At 46.7% G+C, this 17,851-nt stretch carries 17 protein-coding genes; 4 read left to right on the forward strand and 13 right to left on the reverse strand.

What is annotated here, in order from left to right; translation table 11 throughout:
• Window positions 1–15 precede the first annotated feature (15 nt).
• From EV294_RS13425 to EV294_RS30895, 8 genes are all read right to left on the reverse strand, one after another.
• The gene (locus tag EV294_RS13425; protein WP_132307523.1) at window positions 16–1,530 is read right to left on the reverse strand and encodes an ABC transporter substrate-binding protein; all 1,515 of its coding nucleotides are present in this window, start codon (window positions 1,528–1,530) and stop codon (window positions 16–18) included.
• A gap of 186 nt (window positions 1,531–1,716) precedes the next feature.
• Entirely contained in the window at window positions 1,717–2,604 is an 888-nt protein-coding gene (locus EV294_RS13430) for a carbohydrate ABC transporter permease (protein ID WP_132307525.1), read from the reverse strand.
• A gap of 17 nt (window positions 2,605–2,621) precedes the next feature.
• A complete protein-coding gene (locus EV294_RS13435) occupies window positions 2,622–3,578 on the reverse strand; it encodes an ABC transporter permease (protein ID WP_243711657.1) in 957 nt (318 codons plus the stop codon).
• Between the two features lie 176 nt (window positions 3,579–3,754).
• Window positions 3,755–5,341, reverse strand: a complete 1,587-nt coding sequence (locus tag EV294_RS13440; protein WP_132307527.1) for a response regulator transcription factor — start codon at window positions 5,339–5,341, stop codon at window positions 3,755–3,757.
• Window positions 5,338–7,083, reverse strand: a complete 1,746-nt coding sequence (locus EV294_RS13445; protein WP_243711658.1) for a sensor histidine kinase — start codon at window positions 7,081–7,083, stop codon at window positions 5,338–5,340. Before EV294_RS13445 ends, EV294_RS13440 begins: the two co-directional genes overlap by 4 nt.
• Window positions 7,084–7,377: 294 nt before the next feature.
• Window positions 7,378–7,953: a manganese catalase family protein gene (locus tag EV294_RS13450; protein WP_132307529.1), complete on the reverse strand. Its 576-nt coding sequence runs from the start codon at window positions 7,951–7,953 to the stop codon at window positions 7,378–7,380.
• 50 nt (window positions 7,954–8,003) lie between these two features.
• On the reverse strand, window positions 8,004–8,267 hold the full coding sequence (locus EV294_RS13455; protein WP_116394336.1) for a spore coat protein CotJB: 264 nt from the start codon (window positions 8,265–8,267) through the stop codon (window positions 8,004–8,006).
• A 175-nt stretch (window positions 8,268–8,442) separates the two neighbouring features.
• Window positions 8,443–8,691, reverse strand: a complete 249-nt coding sequence (locus tag EV294_RS30895) for a spore coat associated protein CotJA (RefSeq protein WP_132308021.1) — start codon at window positions 8,689–8,691, stop codon at window positions 8,443–8,445.
• A 733-nt stretch (window positions 8,692–9,424) separates the two neighbouring features.
• On the opposite strand from EV294_RS30895, the gene EV294_RS30670 reads away from it, so the two are divergent.
• From EV294_RS30670 to EV294_RS13470, 3 genes are all read left to right on the forward strand, one after another.
• Window positions 9,425–9,766 (forward strand): hypothetical protein, encoded by a 342-nt coding sequence (locus EV294_RS30670; protein ID WP_279513577.1) that lies wholly within the window; start codon window positions 9,425–9,427, stop codon window positions 9,764–9,766.
• 29 nt (window positions 9,767–9,795) lie between these two features.
• Window positions 9,796–10,086 (forward strand): DUF4183 domain-containing protein, encoded by a 291-nt coding sequence (locus EV294_RS30675; protein ID WP_243711668.1) that lies wholly within the window; start codon window positions 9,796–9,798, stop codon window positions 10,084–10,086.
• Window positions 10,087–10,162: 76 nt separating this feature from the next.
• A complete protein-coding gene (locus tag EV294_RS13470) occupies window positions 10,163–10,447 on the forward strand; it encodes a DUF4183 domain-containing protein (protein WP_132307533.1) in 285 nt (94 codons plus the stop codon).
• 227 nt (window positions 10,448–10,674) lie between these two features.
• Here the strand turns inward: EV294_RS13470 and EV294_RS13475 are convergent, their stop codons facing one another.
• Window positions 10,675–11,649: an alpha-L-fucosidase gene (locus EV294_RS13475; RefSeq protein WP_132307535.1), complete on the reverse strand. Its 975-nt coding sequence runs from the start codon at window positions 11,647–11,649 to the stop codon at window positions 10,675–10,677.
• A gap of 142 nt (window positions 11,650–11,791) precedes the next feature.
• On the opposite strand from EV294_RS13475, the gene EV294_RS13480 reads away from it, so the two are divergent.
• On the forward strand, window positions 11,792–12,667 hold the full coding sequence (locus tag EV294_RS13480) for a helix-turn-helix transcriptional regulator (protein WP_132307537.1): 876 nt from the start codon (window positions 11,792–11,794) through the stop codon (window positions 12,665–12,667).
• Window positions 12,668–12,708: 41 nt separating this feature from the next.
• Here the strand turns inward: EV294_RS13480 and ytvI are convergent, their stop codons facing one another.
• The 4 genes from ytvI to EV294_RS13500 form a co-directional block, all read right to left on the reverse strand.
• A complete protein-coding gene (gene ytvI, locus EV294_RS13485) occupies window positions 12,709–13,740 on the reverse strand; it encodes a sporulation integral membrane protein YtvI (protein ID WP_132307539.1) in 1,032 nt (343 codons plus the stop codon).
• 138 nt (window positions 13,741–13,878) lie between these two features.
• On the reverse strand, window positions 13,879–15,024 hold the full coding sequence (yfkAB, locus tag EV294_RS13490; RefSeq protein WP_132307541.1) for a radical SAM/CxCxxxxC motif protein YfkAB: 1,146 nt from the start codon (window positions 15,022–15,024) through the stop codon (window positions 13,879–13,881).
• 132 nt (window positions 15,025–15,156) lie between these two features.
• On the reverse strand, window positions 15,157–16,275 hold the full coding sequence (locus tag EV294_RS13495) for an HD-GYP domain-containing protein (RefSeq protein WP_132307543.1): 1,119 nt from the start codon (window positions 16,273–16,275) through the stop codon (window positions 15,157–15,159).
• A 125-nt stretch (window positions 16,276–16,400) separates the two neighbouring features.
• Complete coding sequence (locus tag EV294_RS13500; protein ID WP_132307545.1) at window positions 16,401–17,840, reverse strand: bifunctional metallophosphatase/5'-nucleotidase; 1,440 nt, start codon at window positions 17,838–17,840, stop codon at window positions 16,401–16,403.
• Window positions 17,841–17,851 lie beyond the last annotated feature (11 nt).

A 17,851-nucleotide genomic window follows, 5' to 3' on the forward strand; every position in this document is an offset into this window, starting at 1 on the left:
GCTAATATTGTTATACTAGTTCGAAACTTGCTTATTCGATTTCGCCCATTCATCCAGCTGCTTTTGCTTTTCAGCGATAATTTTGTCGATTCCTGCTGATTTTAGCTTCGAAATAAATTCAGGAAGCGATTTACCCGGATCCAACATGCCCGTTTCAAGGGCGAGACGGAATTGCTGACTGACAGCTGTCACAGCCGCAAACTCCGTTTTTACCGGGTCAACATCAAATATAAATCCTAAAGCTTTGGATTTTAACGCCGAAGAATTGAATTCCTCCATTTGCTTCCAAATGTCAGGGTTGTCGCCTTCAAAGGTGTAAGAAAGAAATTGGTTGCCAAACAACCAGCCCATGAACAAATTGTATCCGCTGTTCGTTCCGTCGACGCCTTGCGGAAATTTGATAACGTTATCCGATACTTTCACGAAATGCTTGCCTTCGATTCCCCAATCGAATAGATTTACGATTTCTTTATCCGTATACATCAGATTTAAAAATTGCATCGCTTTATCAGCATTGTTGCTGCTGCCCGGAATACCCCACATAATGCCAGTAATGGAAGATGTTGTAGCAACAGGCAGGGTAAGCGGAACGGATACAACGGCAACGCCGTTCTTTGATTCCTGTTCGTCAAAACCAGGCTTTGTTTTTGCCAAGTAGCCGAAGCCGCGATTTGATTTCAACAGATCGAACTGACTGTCTTTATTCGTAGCTGCATCCTTAAGGATGTATCCTGCTTTGTACCAGCTATGAATTTTGTTTAATAGCGCTGCGTATTCGGGCGTTTCGTACAAATTGACGACCTTCAACCCATTATCGAAATTTGGCAATACACCGAACGAATCCCCCAAGCTATCATAAGTAATATAGCTGTCTGCGATCGATGCTCCAACTGCGGATGGTATAAGAGGTGCCATAGTTGGCTCGTTTTCTTTAATCGTCTTCAGAACCGCTTCCACATCATCTAACGTTTTAATGGACGTAACATCAATTTTATATTTATCGACCATGTCCTTCCTCATCGCAAACGAATAATTCGTTGCGAGATCGCGGTTCGAAGGGACACCGTAAGTGCTTCCGTCTATTTTGCTGGCGGATAAATAAGCAGGATCGAATACCTTCTTGATCCCTTGACCATGCTCTTCAATCAAGTTATCCAGCGCCGTCAATTGGCCCTTGGCCACCTTAAGCGGATACGTATTGCCGGACAGCATCATAAGATCAATCTTCTCGCCGCTTGTCAGCATCAGATTCGTTTGCTGATCCCAAGCGCCGAAATTAATCGGAGTCAGCTTGACAGTAGCATTAATCTTCTCCAAAGCCAATTTGCTGATTTGATCTTGTACAGCTTGCAGATCGGTCGGCACACCGCCAAAAATAGGGAATACAATATTTAGCTCATAAGGCTTTTCACCTCCGCTTCCGGAATGGCTTGCCGTTTCACCATTGCTGTCTCCATTAGAAGAACAAGCCGACAGCACGATCATGCAAAGAGCCATTAATGCGGACAACCATTTCATTTTTTTAACCATCGAGAATCCCCCATTTCATTGTGTATTGTATAGCCAGCGATTTGTTGACGGTCGCATTCCCATTTCGTTGAACCTCGCTAGCTTGGTACCCATTATATAATCATGCTTTCAAGCACTCTGCTCCAAGCTCGACCTCTCATTTGCACCATATCGACTTTGTGCTCGTTTCCCCTGATCACAAAGCTGTTATCCTTTTACGGCTCCGATCGTAATTCCTTTAATGAAGTATTTCTGGAAAAAAGGATAAGCAATCAATATTGGAATAGCACCCACTACGGCAATGGCCATACGTACTGAAGTGCCTGGCAGTTGTTGTGCTGCACCGCTGGCTCTCGAGTCCGCCATCCCGCTCGATAAAAACTGTATGTCCGTCAGTATTCGATTCAAAATGTTTTGAATGCTGAACAGCTTCGGATCTGTCAAATAAACAAGCCCATTAAACCAGTCGTTCCAATAGGCGATCGTCTGAAATAATCCGATGGTTGCCATAATGGGCATCGAAAGCGGAATGACAATCGAAAAAAATGTCCTGAACTCTCCTGCTCCATCGATATTGGCAGACTCGATAACCGGCAGCGGAACGGAGGTCATGAAAAACGTCCGCATGAGCAATACGTTAAAGCCATTCATTAGCAGCCCTGGGATTATCAGCGCCCAAATCGTGTTTTTCAAATCAAAATATTGCGTGTAGATCAGGTATGTCGGAACCAGACCTCCATTGAATAGAAGCGTGAAGAAAACGAAGAAGGCAAGCGGATTTTTTACCGGGAAGTCTCCCCTGGACATCGGATAGGCAAGCAGGGATGTAATCGCTAGACTAGTCGCCGTGCCGGTCAGCGTAATAAATATCGTTATTCCGTATGCTCTAAAAATTTCTTCGGATGCCTTTCCTAAATATTCATAAGCGGAAAAGCTCCACTCCTGCGGAAAAAACGAATACCCGTTGCTAAGGATAGATTGCTCGCTCGTCAATGAGGATACGACCAGCAGCAGGAACGGAATAAGACATGCACCCGAAATGAGGATCATCGTAATATGGCCAATCGATTGGATCGTCCGATTTTCTGCGTTCATAATGGTTAAGCTCCTCTCTAGAACAAAGCGTTATCGCTGTTGATTTTACGAACGACATAGTTGGAAATGAGAACTAATACAAAACCAACAATCGATTGGTAAACGCCAGCAGCAGACGACATGCCAATATCGCCAAGCTGCATCAAGCCTCGATAGACATAAGTGTCTATAACGTTTGTTGTGCTGTTCAATGCACCGGCGTTGAGCGGAACCTGATAGAACAGGCCAAAGTCGGAATAGAAAATGCGCCCGATCGCCAGCAGCGTCATCATCGTAATAACAGGCATTATTAGAGGGATCGTAATCATCGAGATTTGCTTCCATTTGGACGCGCCGTCGAGCGTAGCTGCTTCAAAATACTCCTGATCGATGCCGATTATGGCAGCTAAGTAAACAACACACAGAAATCCCGCACTTTTCCAAACATTGATCACGGTTAAAATAAATGGCCAATATTGCGATTCCGTATACCAAGAAATTTCGTTTAGCCCGAGCATGGGAAGAATGGTTTTGTTCATAAATCCAGTTTCAGCGCTTAATAATGCGAATACCAGATAGCTGACAATGACCATGGAAATAAGATGCGGCAGCAAAATAATGCTCTGATAAAACCGCGACAGAAATCGATTTCGAATTTCATTGAGCAGAATAGCGATACCTACAGCAACAATTAAATTAATAATGATAAATGCGGTGTTGTACAAGATCGTATTTCTCGTAATGATGAAGGCATCGCTTGTCTTAAACAAATACTCAAAATTTTTGAAGCCGATCCATTCACTGCCCAATATGCCCTTCGAAAAATTGACATCCTTGAAGGCGATCACAATTCCGAACATTGGTAAATAGTTGTTGATAATCAAATACAAGATACCCGGCAGGGTCATCAGCATCAGCGGCATATACTTCCTTAGTTTCATGACTTTTTTCTTCGCGCTGATCTGCTTCTCTTCTGCCATCACGACCTCTGTCATCGAACAATCCTCCCTTTTCTCCACTCACTTGTTGTATATTCTCTATAGTAATGCGAATGGAACAAGCCTACTGCTCCGTGATCGACCTTTCATTTGCCTCATCTCGACCAAAAGTATTTCGATGTAAATGAGAAAAAAACCGACCTGAACGGTCGGCATTTTATGTGGATTTTAGACTACGAGAGAGACTTAAGCCTATATTCTAAAGGATTCATCCCGGTATGCTTCTTGAATCTCCTCGAAAAGTGCGACAGATTCGAATATCCGGCGCTTACAGCTATCCTGCTGACTGGCATCTCCGTTTTCAGCAGCAACGATTCCGCAAATTTCAGACGCTCCAACACAAGCAATTCCGTTACGGACATACCTTTCTCTTTCTTGCATAAGCGATCAAGATAATCCGGATTTAAATGCACCTGCTGGGCGATCTCTTCCCTCGTCAATGGCAAGTCCAGATGCTGAGCGATATAGGCCATGATATGCTCTATCACACTGTGATTCAGGTCCTTTTCGTTCTTTAACGCGGATATCGTTTCCGTGAACCCGGAAATCCATGCGAGGAAATCGGGAACCGATCGCGTTGCATTCTCGGACAGTTCCACCAGTTTGATATCTCCGAATAAAGATTGGAAAGGGGCACCTTCTTGTCTCATCATATAGTACTGAGTTTGCGTTATGAATTGCTGAAAAAGATACAATGCGCTCGCGTCTAGCTCGAAAGCATTTGCAAGATTGGCCAAGTAACGCTCCGCTTCCATCACGATTTTTTGCTTTGAGCCTTCGCGCAGCAGAACCGTCCACATCTGCTGGTCCGGTTTTTGGATCGTCGAGCTAATGCGAAACGGCTCGTAACCAAGCCGCATCACTTTATTATGATGTGCCACGTTATTCCTCTGGGTAACGATCAGCTCATCCACGAGCTCGGGAAGTTGGTTCACATCAACCTGCCCTCCAATATAACAGGTGAGATCGCAGAAGAAGTACCCGCGGCAAGCGGTAATATATTGCTCGCAAAGACGGTTTAGCTCTTGTTCCTTATAGTTGTGAGCTTCTTCAAAAGATAGGATTGCGAGCAGTGACCCTTTTGTAAAAGGAATAACCTGGATGACGGAAGATTCGCCCTTCATCATTTCTTCAGCCGTATTCTTTAAAGCATATTCCAATATGCGTTCATCTCGTTGATTGATGGACTTGTGCCATCTTTGAATATGAATAAGCACAGGCACGAATTTATCGGAAGCGCAAAACGGTATACCGCGTTCCGTTGCCATTTTTTCGATATGAGAAGCTTGCAAAGAAATAGAACGATTCAATACATCCATCCAAAATCGTTCCTTCAATATGGATTGATGACGGAACCACTTTTCGCCCAGATTGACCGTTTCTCTTTCTTTCATAATTTTGTCTGCTGCTTTCGCTACGACTATCTCCAGCTCCTCATACGGAAGAGGCTTCAATATATAATCCAAGCTGCCGAGCTTCATTGCCCTTTTGGCGAAATGAAAGTCAGCATGACAAGTCATTATAATTGATTCCGTTGTTTGCGAATGTTCCCTTACCCATTCAAGCAGATCCAATCCGCTCCCTTGCGGCATTTCGATATCGCATAGCATAATGTCAATGGCCGTACCCTCGAAGAGCTCTTTCGCTTGTCGAATATTGAATGCTGTGTACACGCCCGTAATACCCAGCTTAGACCAATTAATATCCGATAAAAGGCTGTCAACTACAATACTTTCGTCATCAACGATTAGCAGATTCATCCATGCTTCACCTTCTTCAAGTTGTTTTGCTCGAGCGGCAATTGAATTTCAATCACGGCTCCGGAAGGATTTCCATTGTTAAATTTAATATCTGCTTGTCCCTCATATAAAAGATTGAGCCTCTGTTGAATATTTCGAATGCCGATATGCTCGCCTTGGTCGTCTCGAATCGGTTCGCTTCCATTAAGCAGTTGAAGCATTTCCTGAGAGAAGCCTTTTCCCGTATCTCTAATTTTAATATGCACTCTCGGCGCTGCACCGGCATGATCCATCCGAATGTCAATGAACAAGTATACGGGTGTATCCAAGGTTACGGCATGCTTAATCGTATTTTCCACAAACGACTGGATAAGAAGAGGCGGGACGTAAACATCCGCAACGTTGTCATGAACATCAATGGACGGAATAAGTCCAGTCGGCGACCGAAGCTCCTGAATCCGCAAATAATTCCGTACATGCTTCAGCTCATCTTGAAGCGGCACGACCGTTAGATTGCTTCTGAACATATATCTGAAATATTGAACCAAGCAGAGCGTTATCTCCTCGATCACCTTCGTCTTACCCGAACGGGCAAGCGTATAAATGATATTTAGCGAATTCATAAAAAAATGGGGATTGATTTGTAACTGCAGATGCTGCAACTCTGCTTTTTGCTTATTGATCTGTTCTTCATAAACGCTGATACGCAGTTCCTCAATCTGACTCATCATATTGTTAAACGAATTGTTTACGACCTGATACTCGTCACTTGTACGATAAGGTTGTATGCGAATGTTCAAGTTCCCTTCTCCAATCAATTTCATTGCCGAGATGATTCGGTTGAGCGGACGCAGGACCATTTTGCGCAGCATAATGAGGAAAAGCGGCAGCAGTAAGATCGATCCCAAAGTGATAATAGTGGAAATCTTCTGCAAATAAGGAAGGTTTTCTAGTATCTGTTCATCTGGAATAAGCGCTAACAAACTGAAATCCCCCTTCATCGAGCGTTCGCCTACAACCAGGTAACGATTTTTATCACCGGACATATAATAACTTTCGAAGCTTCGATTCAAATGGATGCGATTCTCACTTACAATGTCCGCATGAATCGTCGGTTTACCTTCATCCGTCACCATCAAAGAAACACCTTTTTCACCCAGATTTATTAGCTTTAATGGCATCAGCAGCTGATTGATATCTACCCATGCACCTACATAAGAATGATCAGTAGCCAGAATACGCAACAAATAATATTCATCGCCAAGCTTTTGTACGATCCAATCCTTGGAAGGGCGCTCCGTTGAATTAAGGTGATTCTTCAAATAATTTCGTACCGCTTCTCTCTCCTTATAAGAGGCGCTTAGGTTAATGCCTTCCAGTAAATCATCCTTTCCCGTATATACAAACAAAGAGTCAATCGTTTTATAGACCAGCACATCATCGGACAATTTTCTGGACAGCCGGATTTTACTTAACAGCTCCTCTTGCGGAGAACGATTGTCCGGCATGCTCTGCAAATCCAAATTGGTAGCCGCCAGGCTGATTAAATAATTATCGACATCATCAAGGCGGCCATCGATCTGTCCCATATAGAGCGAGATCAAATTTTTATTCGATTGCGCTACCTGCTCCCTAACGACGTCTATAGCATAAAAGGTGTTATATAGCAGCAAGGCAAGTATGGGCAAAATAATAGCGATGACCAGAGCTGTCAGCTTGAAGCGCATGGAATTCCTCGATAGATGTGGCAACAGAGCATTCACGGTAAGGACCTCCCAGATAGCATGATGTCGATTTTATTAAACATTCTATATTATATTGTCTTTAAATCACTACTCCAAATTCTACTTATCATTTGCTTCTGGACGACTTTTTTAAAGACGTACTTTTACTTACAAACTTATCCTTGTAAGCTCTTCATACCATTCGAAGTGGGACAATGCGAATCATAGACAGATTTTCATTCCCAAGTCATTTCCACGGCCAAACGCACAAATAGCAGCCGACAAAGTAATCGGCTGCTGTCTATCGATTTCTCGGGGATATTAATTCCTACCTCACACCTTAAATACCTTCTTCGTTCCCCAGTCGGACTTGATCATCTCCACCGCTTCCCTGAACCGCAGGGAATGGACAATCTCGCGTTCGCGCAGGAACTTTAAACTGTCCTGCAAATCAACGTCATCCGTCATATCGATGAGCCACTGGTAGGTAGCGCGCGCCTTCTCCTCGGCTGCAATATCCTCGTAGAGGTCCGCGATTGGATCACCCTTCGCCTGGATATATGCTGCGGTCCAAGGAACCCCAGAGGCATTGGCATAATATAAAGCGTGGTCGTGGTTTACATAATGAGGTCCCAACCCAGCTTCCTCCAGCTGCCTAGGAGTCGCATCCTTCGTTAATTTATATACCATTGTCGCAATCATTTCCAAATGAGCAAATTCTTCCGTGCCGATATCCGTTAATAGCCCAATGACTTTATCCGGAATCGAATAACGTTGATTCAAATATCGAAGAGCAGCTGACAATTCTCCATCCGCACCACCGTATTGCTCAATTAAGTATCTTGCCATCCTTGGATCGCATTTGCTTACCTTTACGGGATATTGCAGCTTCTTCTCATATAACCACATCCGTTCGACACGTCCCCTTTCTCAAGTGGAAATACAGGCTCAATTCGGTACTACACCTGCCACGGCCATGGACTTTGGGACCACTGCCAAGGATAATTCGAGAAGCTGTTCCCGAATTGAAGCATTGGACCGTATAGGCTTTCGAACGCCTGCCGGCATTGATGCTGCTGCATCGCAAGCTGATTAAACTGCTGGATCGCTTGGGCATCATGCGGATGGGTGTCCAAATAGAGGGTCAATTCCACCAAGGCAAAACTTATCGCTTGAAGCTCTTCCAGCTTGCTGTAGTATTGTTCGTCCAGAACAATGCTCAAGAAAATCAACCTCCTCAAAAGAATTGCGAAGCAATTCTTACTTCGAAAGCATAAACCCAAAGAATTGTCACCCGTTTGGCCATTCTCTGGCCATTTGTGATAATTCTTACTTCGTAAACGTTAACCCGGAATTGCGAAGCAATTCTTACTTCGAAAGCATAACCCTAAGAAATCCTTACAAGTAATACTTGGATTGATAGGAGCTGTAGAGAGCCGGCCACAGCGTTCCCCGCCTTAATGCTTCGTGAATCGAGTACTGAGGCAGCCCCTGCGGCTGGTACGGGATAAACAGGTTCGGCGGCACGACATAGGTTTTTAGCTTCATCGGCGGACAAGGATCGCATGGACCGATAAAAGGCTCATACACATGAACCTGATTAAGCGGGTTCGTATTGTTTGCGGTCTTGTATCCCTTATTTTCCATCCCCATTGCCATGTTCTCTACAGCTGCCATGTTTGGAACAGGGGCATTGTTGGCTGCAGCCGCAACGTTTTCCGCGTTTGCTGCATTTACTGCTGCATTCGAGGCGTTTGCAGCGTTTGCCGCATTCGGAGCGTTGTTCACAGCTTGAGCTGCCATGTTAGCGTTATTCTCCGCTCGGTTATTGCTCTCGGTGGTCATCCGGATATCCCTCCTGACATTTAGACATCTCCTAATCACTGTATGCCGGGATGGCTTTTCCCCATTATCACAAAAATAAAATATCCGGCAGAATCTGCCGGATCTTTCTACTTTAATTGTTTAAACTTGAACAAACATTACTCAGATCACCCATCTCATAAAAGAATATTGTTCATACCGTTGTTTCTCCTTAAACGATGCAATAGCTTCAATCCGTTCATGCATATATCGCCTCCAAGGGAAATGTTTACGGTCTTTTAATTTGCTGTAAGGTAGTTATTCATCCACTCTCGGAATGGTCAAATAACATACAAATAATTATATATGCCTTATAACCAAGGAGAGCTGGGCGATTTGAAGAAAAAGAAAAGGATCGTGAAAAGAAAAAGAAGGCACAAACGAGTGACAAAAAAAAGAAAAGGCTCGTGGACATGCAAGAAAAAGGGTATACCAAAGAAATCTGGTTGCAGGAGACGTCGCTCAATCTGCAAAAGACCCTGCCTTTATCGTTCAATAAAGAAGGTTCAAAAGTCTCATGATACATCAAGCGTACAATGGCGGAACGAATCAGCTGGCCCGTCAGGTGCTGCAGGTGCTCAAGGCCCCGCCGGTTCATCAGGTCCGCAAGGTGCCCCTGGTGCTCAAGGCCCTACCGGTCCATCAGGCCCGCAAGGTGCTCAAGGCACATCAGGTCAGAAAGACAATCAAGGTCCCCAAGGCCCTCAAGGCACTCAAGGCACTCAAGGCCCACAGGGTCCTAAGGGCCCTCAGGGGCCTCAAGGTCCTCAAGGTCCTCAAGGCCCTCAAGGTCCTCAAGGTCCTCAAGGCCCACAGGGTCCTCAGGGCCCACAGGGTCCACAGGGTCCACAGGGTATAATCATTGTTCCTGGAGTAGAAGTCATTTCCATGGAAAACCGTTATTTCTTTTCCCCTGATACCGATCTGGATTTATCGTTGTCTACTGCCATTCCTGCAAATCAATTTACAAATGACGATGGTGCGGTAACCTCCGAATTTACTGGAGTTGGCCCGAACAGTTTCAATAACCTCTACATTAACGGAATCATTCAACCGGGCGGCTCTTATGACGTGAGTTATGCCGAACTGTATTTCCCACCGCAAAGCAGCATCATCTTTGCAGGAACTCCAATCGTACTCGAAACGGTACAGTTTATGGCGAATATCATTCCTTCATAATTCGTAATTTTGATAGATTTGCCCTCACATCTACCTCCCTTCTATCATTTATTAATGAGGAAGGGAGGTGAGAACAATGCCAATCGTTACACCCTATCAAAATAGCAGAAGGTTTACTTCTACTATCGGTTCAGGAACGGGAACTGGCGCGACGTATGCAATTGCCGCCACAGCTTTCACGAACGATGCCGGTACTGCTGCAACAGCATTTCCGGGCACGTTCAATTATTATAATCTCTATATTAACGGTCTTATGCAAACGGCTGACACGTCCACCGTTACGACCACTACTATTACCATTCCAGGAGGCGACGTCCTGGATGCAGGAACTCCAATTATCGTTCAGTTTGTTGTCTCCTAAGCTCACCTAAGTATGATTTGGCGAGAACAAATAGCCACGTCTAGAGCTGATCTTTCTCCGGTCTAATTACGGCCATCCGGCTTCTATTCATGAGAATAGAGCCGGTTTTTTTACATTAGAGAATTGGTCTGGAATTGACCGACCTACTTTCCGACCTAAAAAATACAAATGCGGTCCTGCGCATCCATAACCGTCGATAAATGGACGTATTTCGCTAATTTCGGCAATTAATAGTTCCGGTAAAGCCAGTTCGCAGGCATCTCAACAAGCTCTTCGGGCTGCCCGAAACGCGTCCCGATTTCGGCAAAGCGCTCTTCAATGTTTTTGTCGAGGAGTCCCTTTTGGTTTGGTGCCCCGTTCAATAAAAACGTGACGTTGTGAAGATTGGCATCCTCAACCTTTTGCAGTACCCAGTCCGTACTTTTCAATTCCATGGTCGAATCGGTTTTTCTCCAGAACCAGGTCTTAGTCAGAATATTGCAGCTTGCTCCCGGTCCGTTAAATGAATCCTCTATTTCCTGACCCGCGGCATTCTCGTAAAAGACGATATCCGTATGATCCAATGTCGATTCGCAGCTGATATTCATCAGCAAGCATTGCGGTTGGAAGCCCTTCACCCACTCATCGATCTCTTCGAACGGAAGCTCCTCGTAATTCGGACCTCCCCAATGCGCGTTCCATCCGTCAATGATTATGAACGGAACCTCTCCATAGCTTGTCAACAGCTCCTCCAATTGATTTTTAATAAAATGCTTATCCTCTGGCGTACACTTCCTACGCCCGATTTGATGGTGCAAATCCAGCATTGAGAAGTAGAGTCCCGCCGCAATGCCTTCTTGCCTGAATGCATTCAGGTATTCCTTAACGACATCACGCTGAATAGCTGCGTTTTTCACGCTGTGTTCCGTATAACGGGTCGGCCATAAGCTGAACCCCTCGTGATGCTTCGCTGTCAATGCGGCAAACTTCATGCCTGCTGATTTAGCTGCCCTGGCCCACTGCGCGCAATCCAATTCGGACGGACTCCAGCTCTTTGGTTCGAAAGGGAATCTGCGGGGCTCGTCATGATTTTCGTGCGCATATTCCCAATCCTCTATTTCCGTCTCGGCAAACTGAAAGGTAGCGCTATTGAAGTGAATAAACATGCCGAATCGTTGATTAACAAACCATTTCTGTCTCCGCACCAGCTCGGGGTTTATCATTTCTCCATCCTCCTTATTATTGCTAGCAACCACTCGATATCGTATGATATCTACTACTGTATCTCATTTATCTAATTAGTTAATCAGACAATGACGACTAATAATCATACGATATCTACATTGAATAGGAGGAGATGATAGAATGCTGGTCGTCGAACTGCCCGTCCCGCCAATTCCGTTACTGACTGCTGTTGGCTATACCCTGTGGCAAAACGGAATTGTGCATGCTCGCCGCCAATTCGATGCATACGATCTTATAATTTGCACCAAAGGTACGTTATATATGGAAGAGAACGATATCCAGTACGTACTCGAACAAGGAATGATGCTTCTTCTCGAACCCGGGAAGATACACGGTGGTTACCGTCCCACAGAATCAGAAACGGAAGTGTACTGGATTCATTTTCAATACCCTTCGTCGGACCTTTTGTTATTGAAAGAAAAGTCCATCTCCCGGCAGCCCCTGCTGCAGGTAACAGACCAGGATATCGTCCCTCCCCCCGCGATCATCGATATTCCCAAGTTCACAGCCATCAATGTGCGGGCAATCGTTCCCTTATTGAAAGAAATGATCAAATTGCATAGCATGTTGACTCTTTCGCGCTCCTTTGAATTAGAGATCCTCTTCGGCCAGCTTCTCATTCACTTACAGAATGGAATACGGGAGAACAGCCCAAATGCCCGGACATACGAAATTGGCGAAATGGTAGCTTCCTACCTGGCAGACCAGCTCGAGCTTCCTTTCGATTCCAAACGGATGGAACTGGATTTAAATTATCATTTTGACTATTTGGCGCGCTGCTTAAAGGAATATTCCGGCATGAGCCCCATGCAGTACAGGCATCATCTGCAGATCGATCGCGCCAAAAAACTCCTCGCGCATACCAGGCTTCCTCTGGTTAAAGTCGGGGAACAATGCGGCTTTCAGGATATCAATTACTTTTCGCGGCTGCTCAAACGCCATACCTCGTATACCCCCGGAGAATACCGGAAAAAACATCAATTATTCCGCGCGTAATCGCAAACGAAAAAAAATCCGGCAGAATCTGCCGGATCACGTTACAGCTTGATATTTATTTTGAACAAACCTGCTTTGCGGATCGCCATGTAAATAATGACAACCAATGGTCCAAGAAAGACCCCGATTACGCCCACCAGCTTAAAACCAACATACAAGCTGATCAACGCGGATAACGAGCCGATCCCTACCGAGTCACCCAGAATTTTAGGCTCTACGATACGGCGAAATACCGTCATGAACAGGAACAGGACGTAAAGTCCGATCCCGGCATACAAGTCCCCGGTTACGACCAGATAAGTCCCCCATGGGACAAGCACCGTACCCGTGCCCAGGATTGGCATAATATCCACGATGACGATAAGAAGAGCAATCGCAAGCGGATATTTGATATCCAGGATGATCAGACCGATTAACGAAAGGATGTAAGTAAGAGCACTCAAAATTATTTGCGAGCGAAGGAAGCCAAAAATCGATCTTTTCAAATTATCCAGCACTTCATTGACCTGTGGCCTCGATTTCTCGTCAAACAGGGTTAAGAACGTAGCCTTCATCGTATGGAGGCTGAAGCCGAACATGTAGACCGCAACCAGAAAGACGATAAAGAAAATGAACATGCTCGGAATCCCTGAAGCAAAAGAAATGACGGAGGACGATAATGAGCCTACCATGCCCGTGAGCGACTTGCTCATATCGGTCAGCCAATTCTCAATCTGGCTTACGGTATCCGGAGAGAAATTCGCGTACAGCGATCTTGCATTCTCGACCAGGTCGGTTACGTATGTACTGGCATCCCCAACATAGTTAGGTACTTTCTGCGCGAAGGCGATAAGCTCCGCGACAACCTTAACCCCAAGCAGCGCCATCAATCCGATTAGAATAACGGTAAACAGGCTGCTTGAGATCGTTGAGGCGATGAGACGGTTGGTCTTCAGCCTGCGGATAAGAAACTGAGTCAGCGGCTCCAGGAAAATAGCAACAACTAGAGCAAGCAGGAACGGCGCCCCAACCGTAAACAGCATGTACAGCAGGAACAGTCCAAACGCAACCATGACTAACGTTTTTATCGACACTTTAACGGATACCCTCCTTTCCTCTGGAAAAGTTTTACGAGCCGTTATGTAAGCGGGGCTAAGACTTTCGTATGAGCTTCGTCCACTATCAGCATACGCCCAATTGCGAAAGTAATGTCCCCTTTTCCGCGCGGAAGCTTAAAGAATTGCTGTCTTCTTGTGAAAGTCGATGTCCTTATAATACATGTCCTTCACCAGCAGGTTTGGACCGCAGCAGGCGGCCGCCGGACAATGACAATTCACGCTTCTCGCGAGCTTATGGTCAAGCCAGCGATCAAACAATCGATCCAGTCGTTCATCCTTCATATTGCCAAATGCGGGTACGTCGGAGAAATCGGTTACGAATACCTCACCGGTAAAAAGATTCACATTCAGCCGGTTGCGGCCGTCCGGGTCATTACGCACCGTCACATTGGGTTCCGAGGCTAGTCTCGACAAGAGCTTGCGCTCCTCCGGATTGTCGCTGCATTGATAGAACGGCAAGGTTCCGAACAGCATCCACACATTCTTGTCCCTTGCATCGAGCAGTCTGCTGATCGACCGTTGCATGTCTTCCTTCGACAAGACCGGAAGATCCTTCGCGAACGAGCTTGGGTACATCGGATGCACCTCATGGCGCTGACAGCCCATCTCGATAATTAGCCGGTGAATCTCTTCAATCTGATCATGAGTCCGGTAGTTGATCATTGATTCGGCGGATACAAGCACACCCGCATCGCTTAACCGCTTGGCATTGTCAATCATCCGGTCATACAGCTTGGCAGCCGCTTCGCGGGATACCGCATGACCCGCCTTCGCGAAGCCAATCTGGTGGAAATCGTCCGCATTCGTGTAGTTAAACGAAATATGCATGACGTCCAGATACGGAGCGAGCTGCTCATAACGGCTGTACGGCAGCGTGACATTCGAGTTAATCTGCGAGCGGATGCCTCGGCTTTTCGCATATTGAAGAAGAGGAACCATGTATTCCTTCACGGTACGGTCCGAGAAAGACGGCTCTCCGCCCGTAATGCTTATGGTCTCCAAATGCTTCACTTCATCCAGACGCTTAATCATCAGCTCCAAAGGAAGCTTCGCCGGCTCCGACATGACCAGCGTATCGCCTACGGCGCAATGCTCGCAGCGCATATTGCACAGGTTGGATACCGTCATCTCGACACTGGTCAAGGTATGGCGTCCATATTGCTGCAAGGATCGAATCGGGTCCCAAGGATCGTTAAGGGGAGATAATGGCGTGAGGGTATTCTTATTCAATGCATAATCTATCTGGTTCAATAATTTCATTAATATCAGCACCTGACTTACATGGTTAAATTGGGTATGGCTTATACCATTGTAATGTTCGAAGGAGAATGAAGCAAATGGAAATAGGTATAAACAACGAAAAAAGAGGCTATGCAGCCTCCTTTTCTCCTATTATATTCCTGAGGCCAGGCCAACATTCGATTGTTCGCCGTTTACGCTGACGATCATCGTGCTGAGCTGCTTCGATAAATCGATTTCGTAAGGCGCAGCCAGCTCTTCCCCCGCTTCGTTATAGAGCAGACGGATAATTGGCCGATGCGGATACGAGTGGTTGAAATCAACCACAACACCCGTCTCGCCCGTATGGATCTTGACCGTTATCCCGATTGGATAAATCGCCACCTTGTCCCTGAATAGCTGAACCATGTGCTGCTCGTACAAGGTGCCCGTGCCCGCATACAACAGCTCAATCGCTTGATGAGGAAGCATAGGCGCGCGGTACACGCGGTTTGTCGTCATCGCGTCATAGGAGTCAACCAGGCCGATCCACTTGGCGAAATCATGGATTTCTTCCCCTTTGATCCCGCGAGGATAACCGCTGCCGTCAACCCGTTCATGATGCTGGAAAGCGCAATGCGCGACAATGAGCGGCATATTTGGCTCATCCTTCAGAAGCTCGAAGCCGATTTTGGCGTGATTGCGCATCATCCGAAATTCATGATCGGTCAAAGAGCCAGGCTTTTTCAGCACGTCCATCGGGATTTGCGTCTTCCCTATATCATGGAGCAACGCTCCCATTCCGAGCTTCATTAATTCGTCTCTCGTATAACCGTGGGCAGAGCCAAGCAATGTCGTATATACGCAGACATTCAATGAATGCTGATAGAGATATTCGTCGACAATCCCCATGTTCATCAACATGATCATGGCGTCCTTATGATTGGACAGATCGTCGATTATCATATTCATGATCTGTTTAAAAGGCTGTGCGATGTACGGGTAAGTAGCGCCTTTTTTCTGCTTCGGCAATTCCATCATCGCGCGGAAATTCGTCTTGATCTCCTTTAAGGCGAGACTGATCGTATTTTCGCTTATAATTTCCGGAACTACGATATCATCGGTCCTCGGATCCTTAATAAACACATAATGAATTCCATATTGCTCCAAACGGAAAATATGGCGACTCGTTAATTCCATATTTTCTCCCAAGAGGACTAATCCGTCGCCCGAGAAAATTTTTTTGGCAAGTCTCATGCCAGGCTGGCATTGCGTTATGGGTACCAAGCGCATGTTCTTGATCCTTCCCCTTAATCAAACGGTGTCTAAGCTAAAAAACACTTATACATTCTTATTCGGACAAAACTAGCCGTATTGTTAATGTAAGGTATAAATTCACGCTTGGCAACCATTTTATACTAAAAATTCGACAATATTCTCCATCTTTCTTGGTGACATGCCGTAATTCCATTGCCTTCCCGCAGCTCCGCAGCCAGAAGATCCCGGATAAATTCGGGTAGATAGTAGGATACCTCCGTCGCCTGTCCCAGCGATAAATAGCCGATATGGAACGTAAACATATCGATGCAGCCAACCACGTAGTCCCGCTCGTCGGAGAGCGGTTCGCCGTTAACGCGAATCGACAAAATTCGATGAAACTCCGGAAGGGATGGATCGTATTCGACCTCCATGCCGTCAATCGCCAGCGTGCCAAGCACCTCGCCACGGAAGCCGTAGCCTTTGATCGGCATGCCTGTAAAAGAAGGCAGCAGCGCTTCCTCCAGCGCTGCCCGGATATTCGCGCCGCTGAGCACCATGCGGCACGGATTAATCGGCGACGGACAGAGGGCATGCAGCTGCCCCTCCGTCACGTCGCCTTCCTGCAGGCCGCCTAGCAGCTGCCCCGTATTCACGATGCCGATCTCGGCATCGGCATGGCGGCGCAGGCCGGCGGCCAGCAGGTTCCCGAGCGGCGATTCCCGCTCGGGGAGGGCGGGCAGCGGCGCATCCAGCCGGGCGATAACCCGGCTGAGCCGCCGCTCTCCCGCCTCGCGGTAGCCGCCGATAATCGCGGCGGCTGCGGGATGCTCCGCATAGGCGGCCATCGGCACGCATGCTGCGCGGAGACTCAAGCGCTTCTTGCTCTCGTCCAGCTCGAGCTCGATGCGTCCGATCTGCTCGCCGTATTTACCGGCGGCGCAAATCGAGGTACCGCCGATAACCAGCGGCTCCTCAAGCAGATGATGCGTATGTCCGCCCATGATCAGATCGATGCCCGGTATTTTTTCCGCCATCTGCTTATCGACGTTAATTCCGAGATGAGACATCACGGCTATGACGTCCACCTGCTCTCTTAGCCTCTTCACTTCTTCTCCAATAGCTTCAAAGGGATCGGTCAGATCCCAGCCAAGCAGCTCGTAAAAGTCCGTGTAACGGGCCGTAGCGGCTATCAGACCGACTCGGATTCCGTTCTTCTCCATTACCGTGCTGGGCAGCAGCCAGTCCGGCGGCTTACCCGTACCGAGCTCGCGCATATTTGCGCCAAGAATCTTAAATTTCGCCTCGCGGTATACCCGCTCAAGCGTATCCTTCGAATACGTAAGACCTTCGTTATTGCCAAGCGTCGCCGCGTCATAACCGGCCGCGTTCAATAGCTCGACATTGACCATACCGTCGCTGCCCTCGGTTTCCAGCCGGATACGGTCCATATGATCGCCGATATCCAGGCAGAGTATAGGTTCGCTGCCGTAAGCAGCTCGCTGCTCCTCTATATAAGACATCATTCTTGCTGCATTCTCGAGACGGCTATGAATATCGTTGCTGTGCAAAATGAGGATTGATCGATTTGAGAATGTCATGCCTGCCTCCT

This window comes from Paenibacillus sp. BK033 (genome assembly GCF_004345425.1).
Lineage (GTDB): Bacteria > Bacillota > Bacilli > Paenibacillales > Paenibacillaceae > Pristimantibacillus.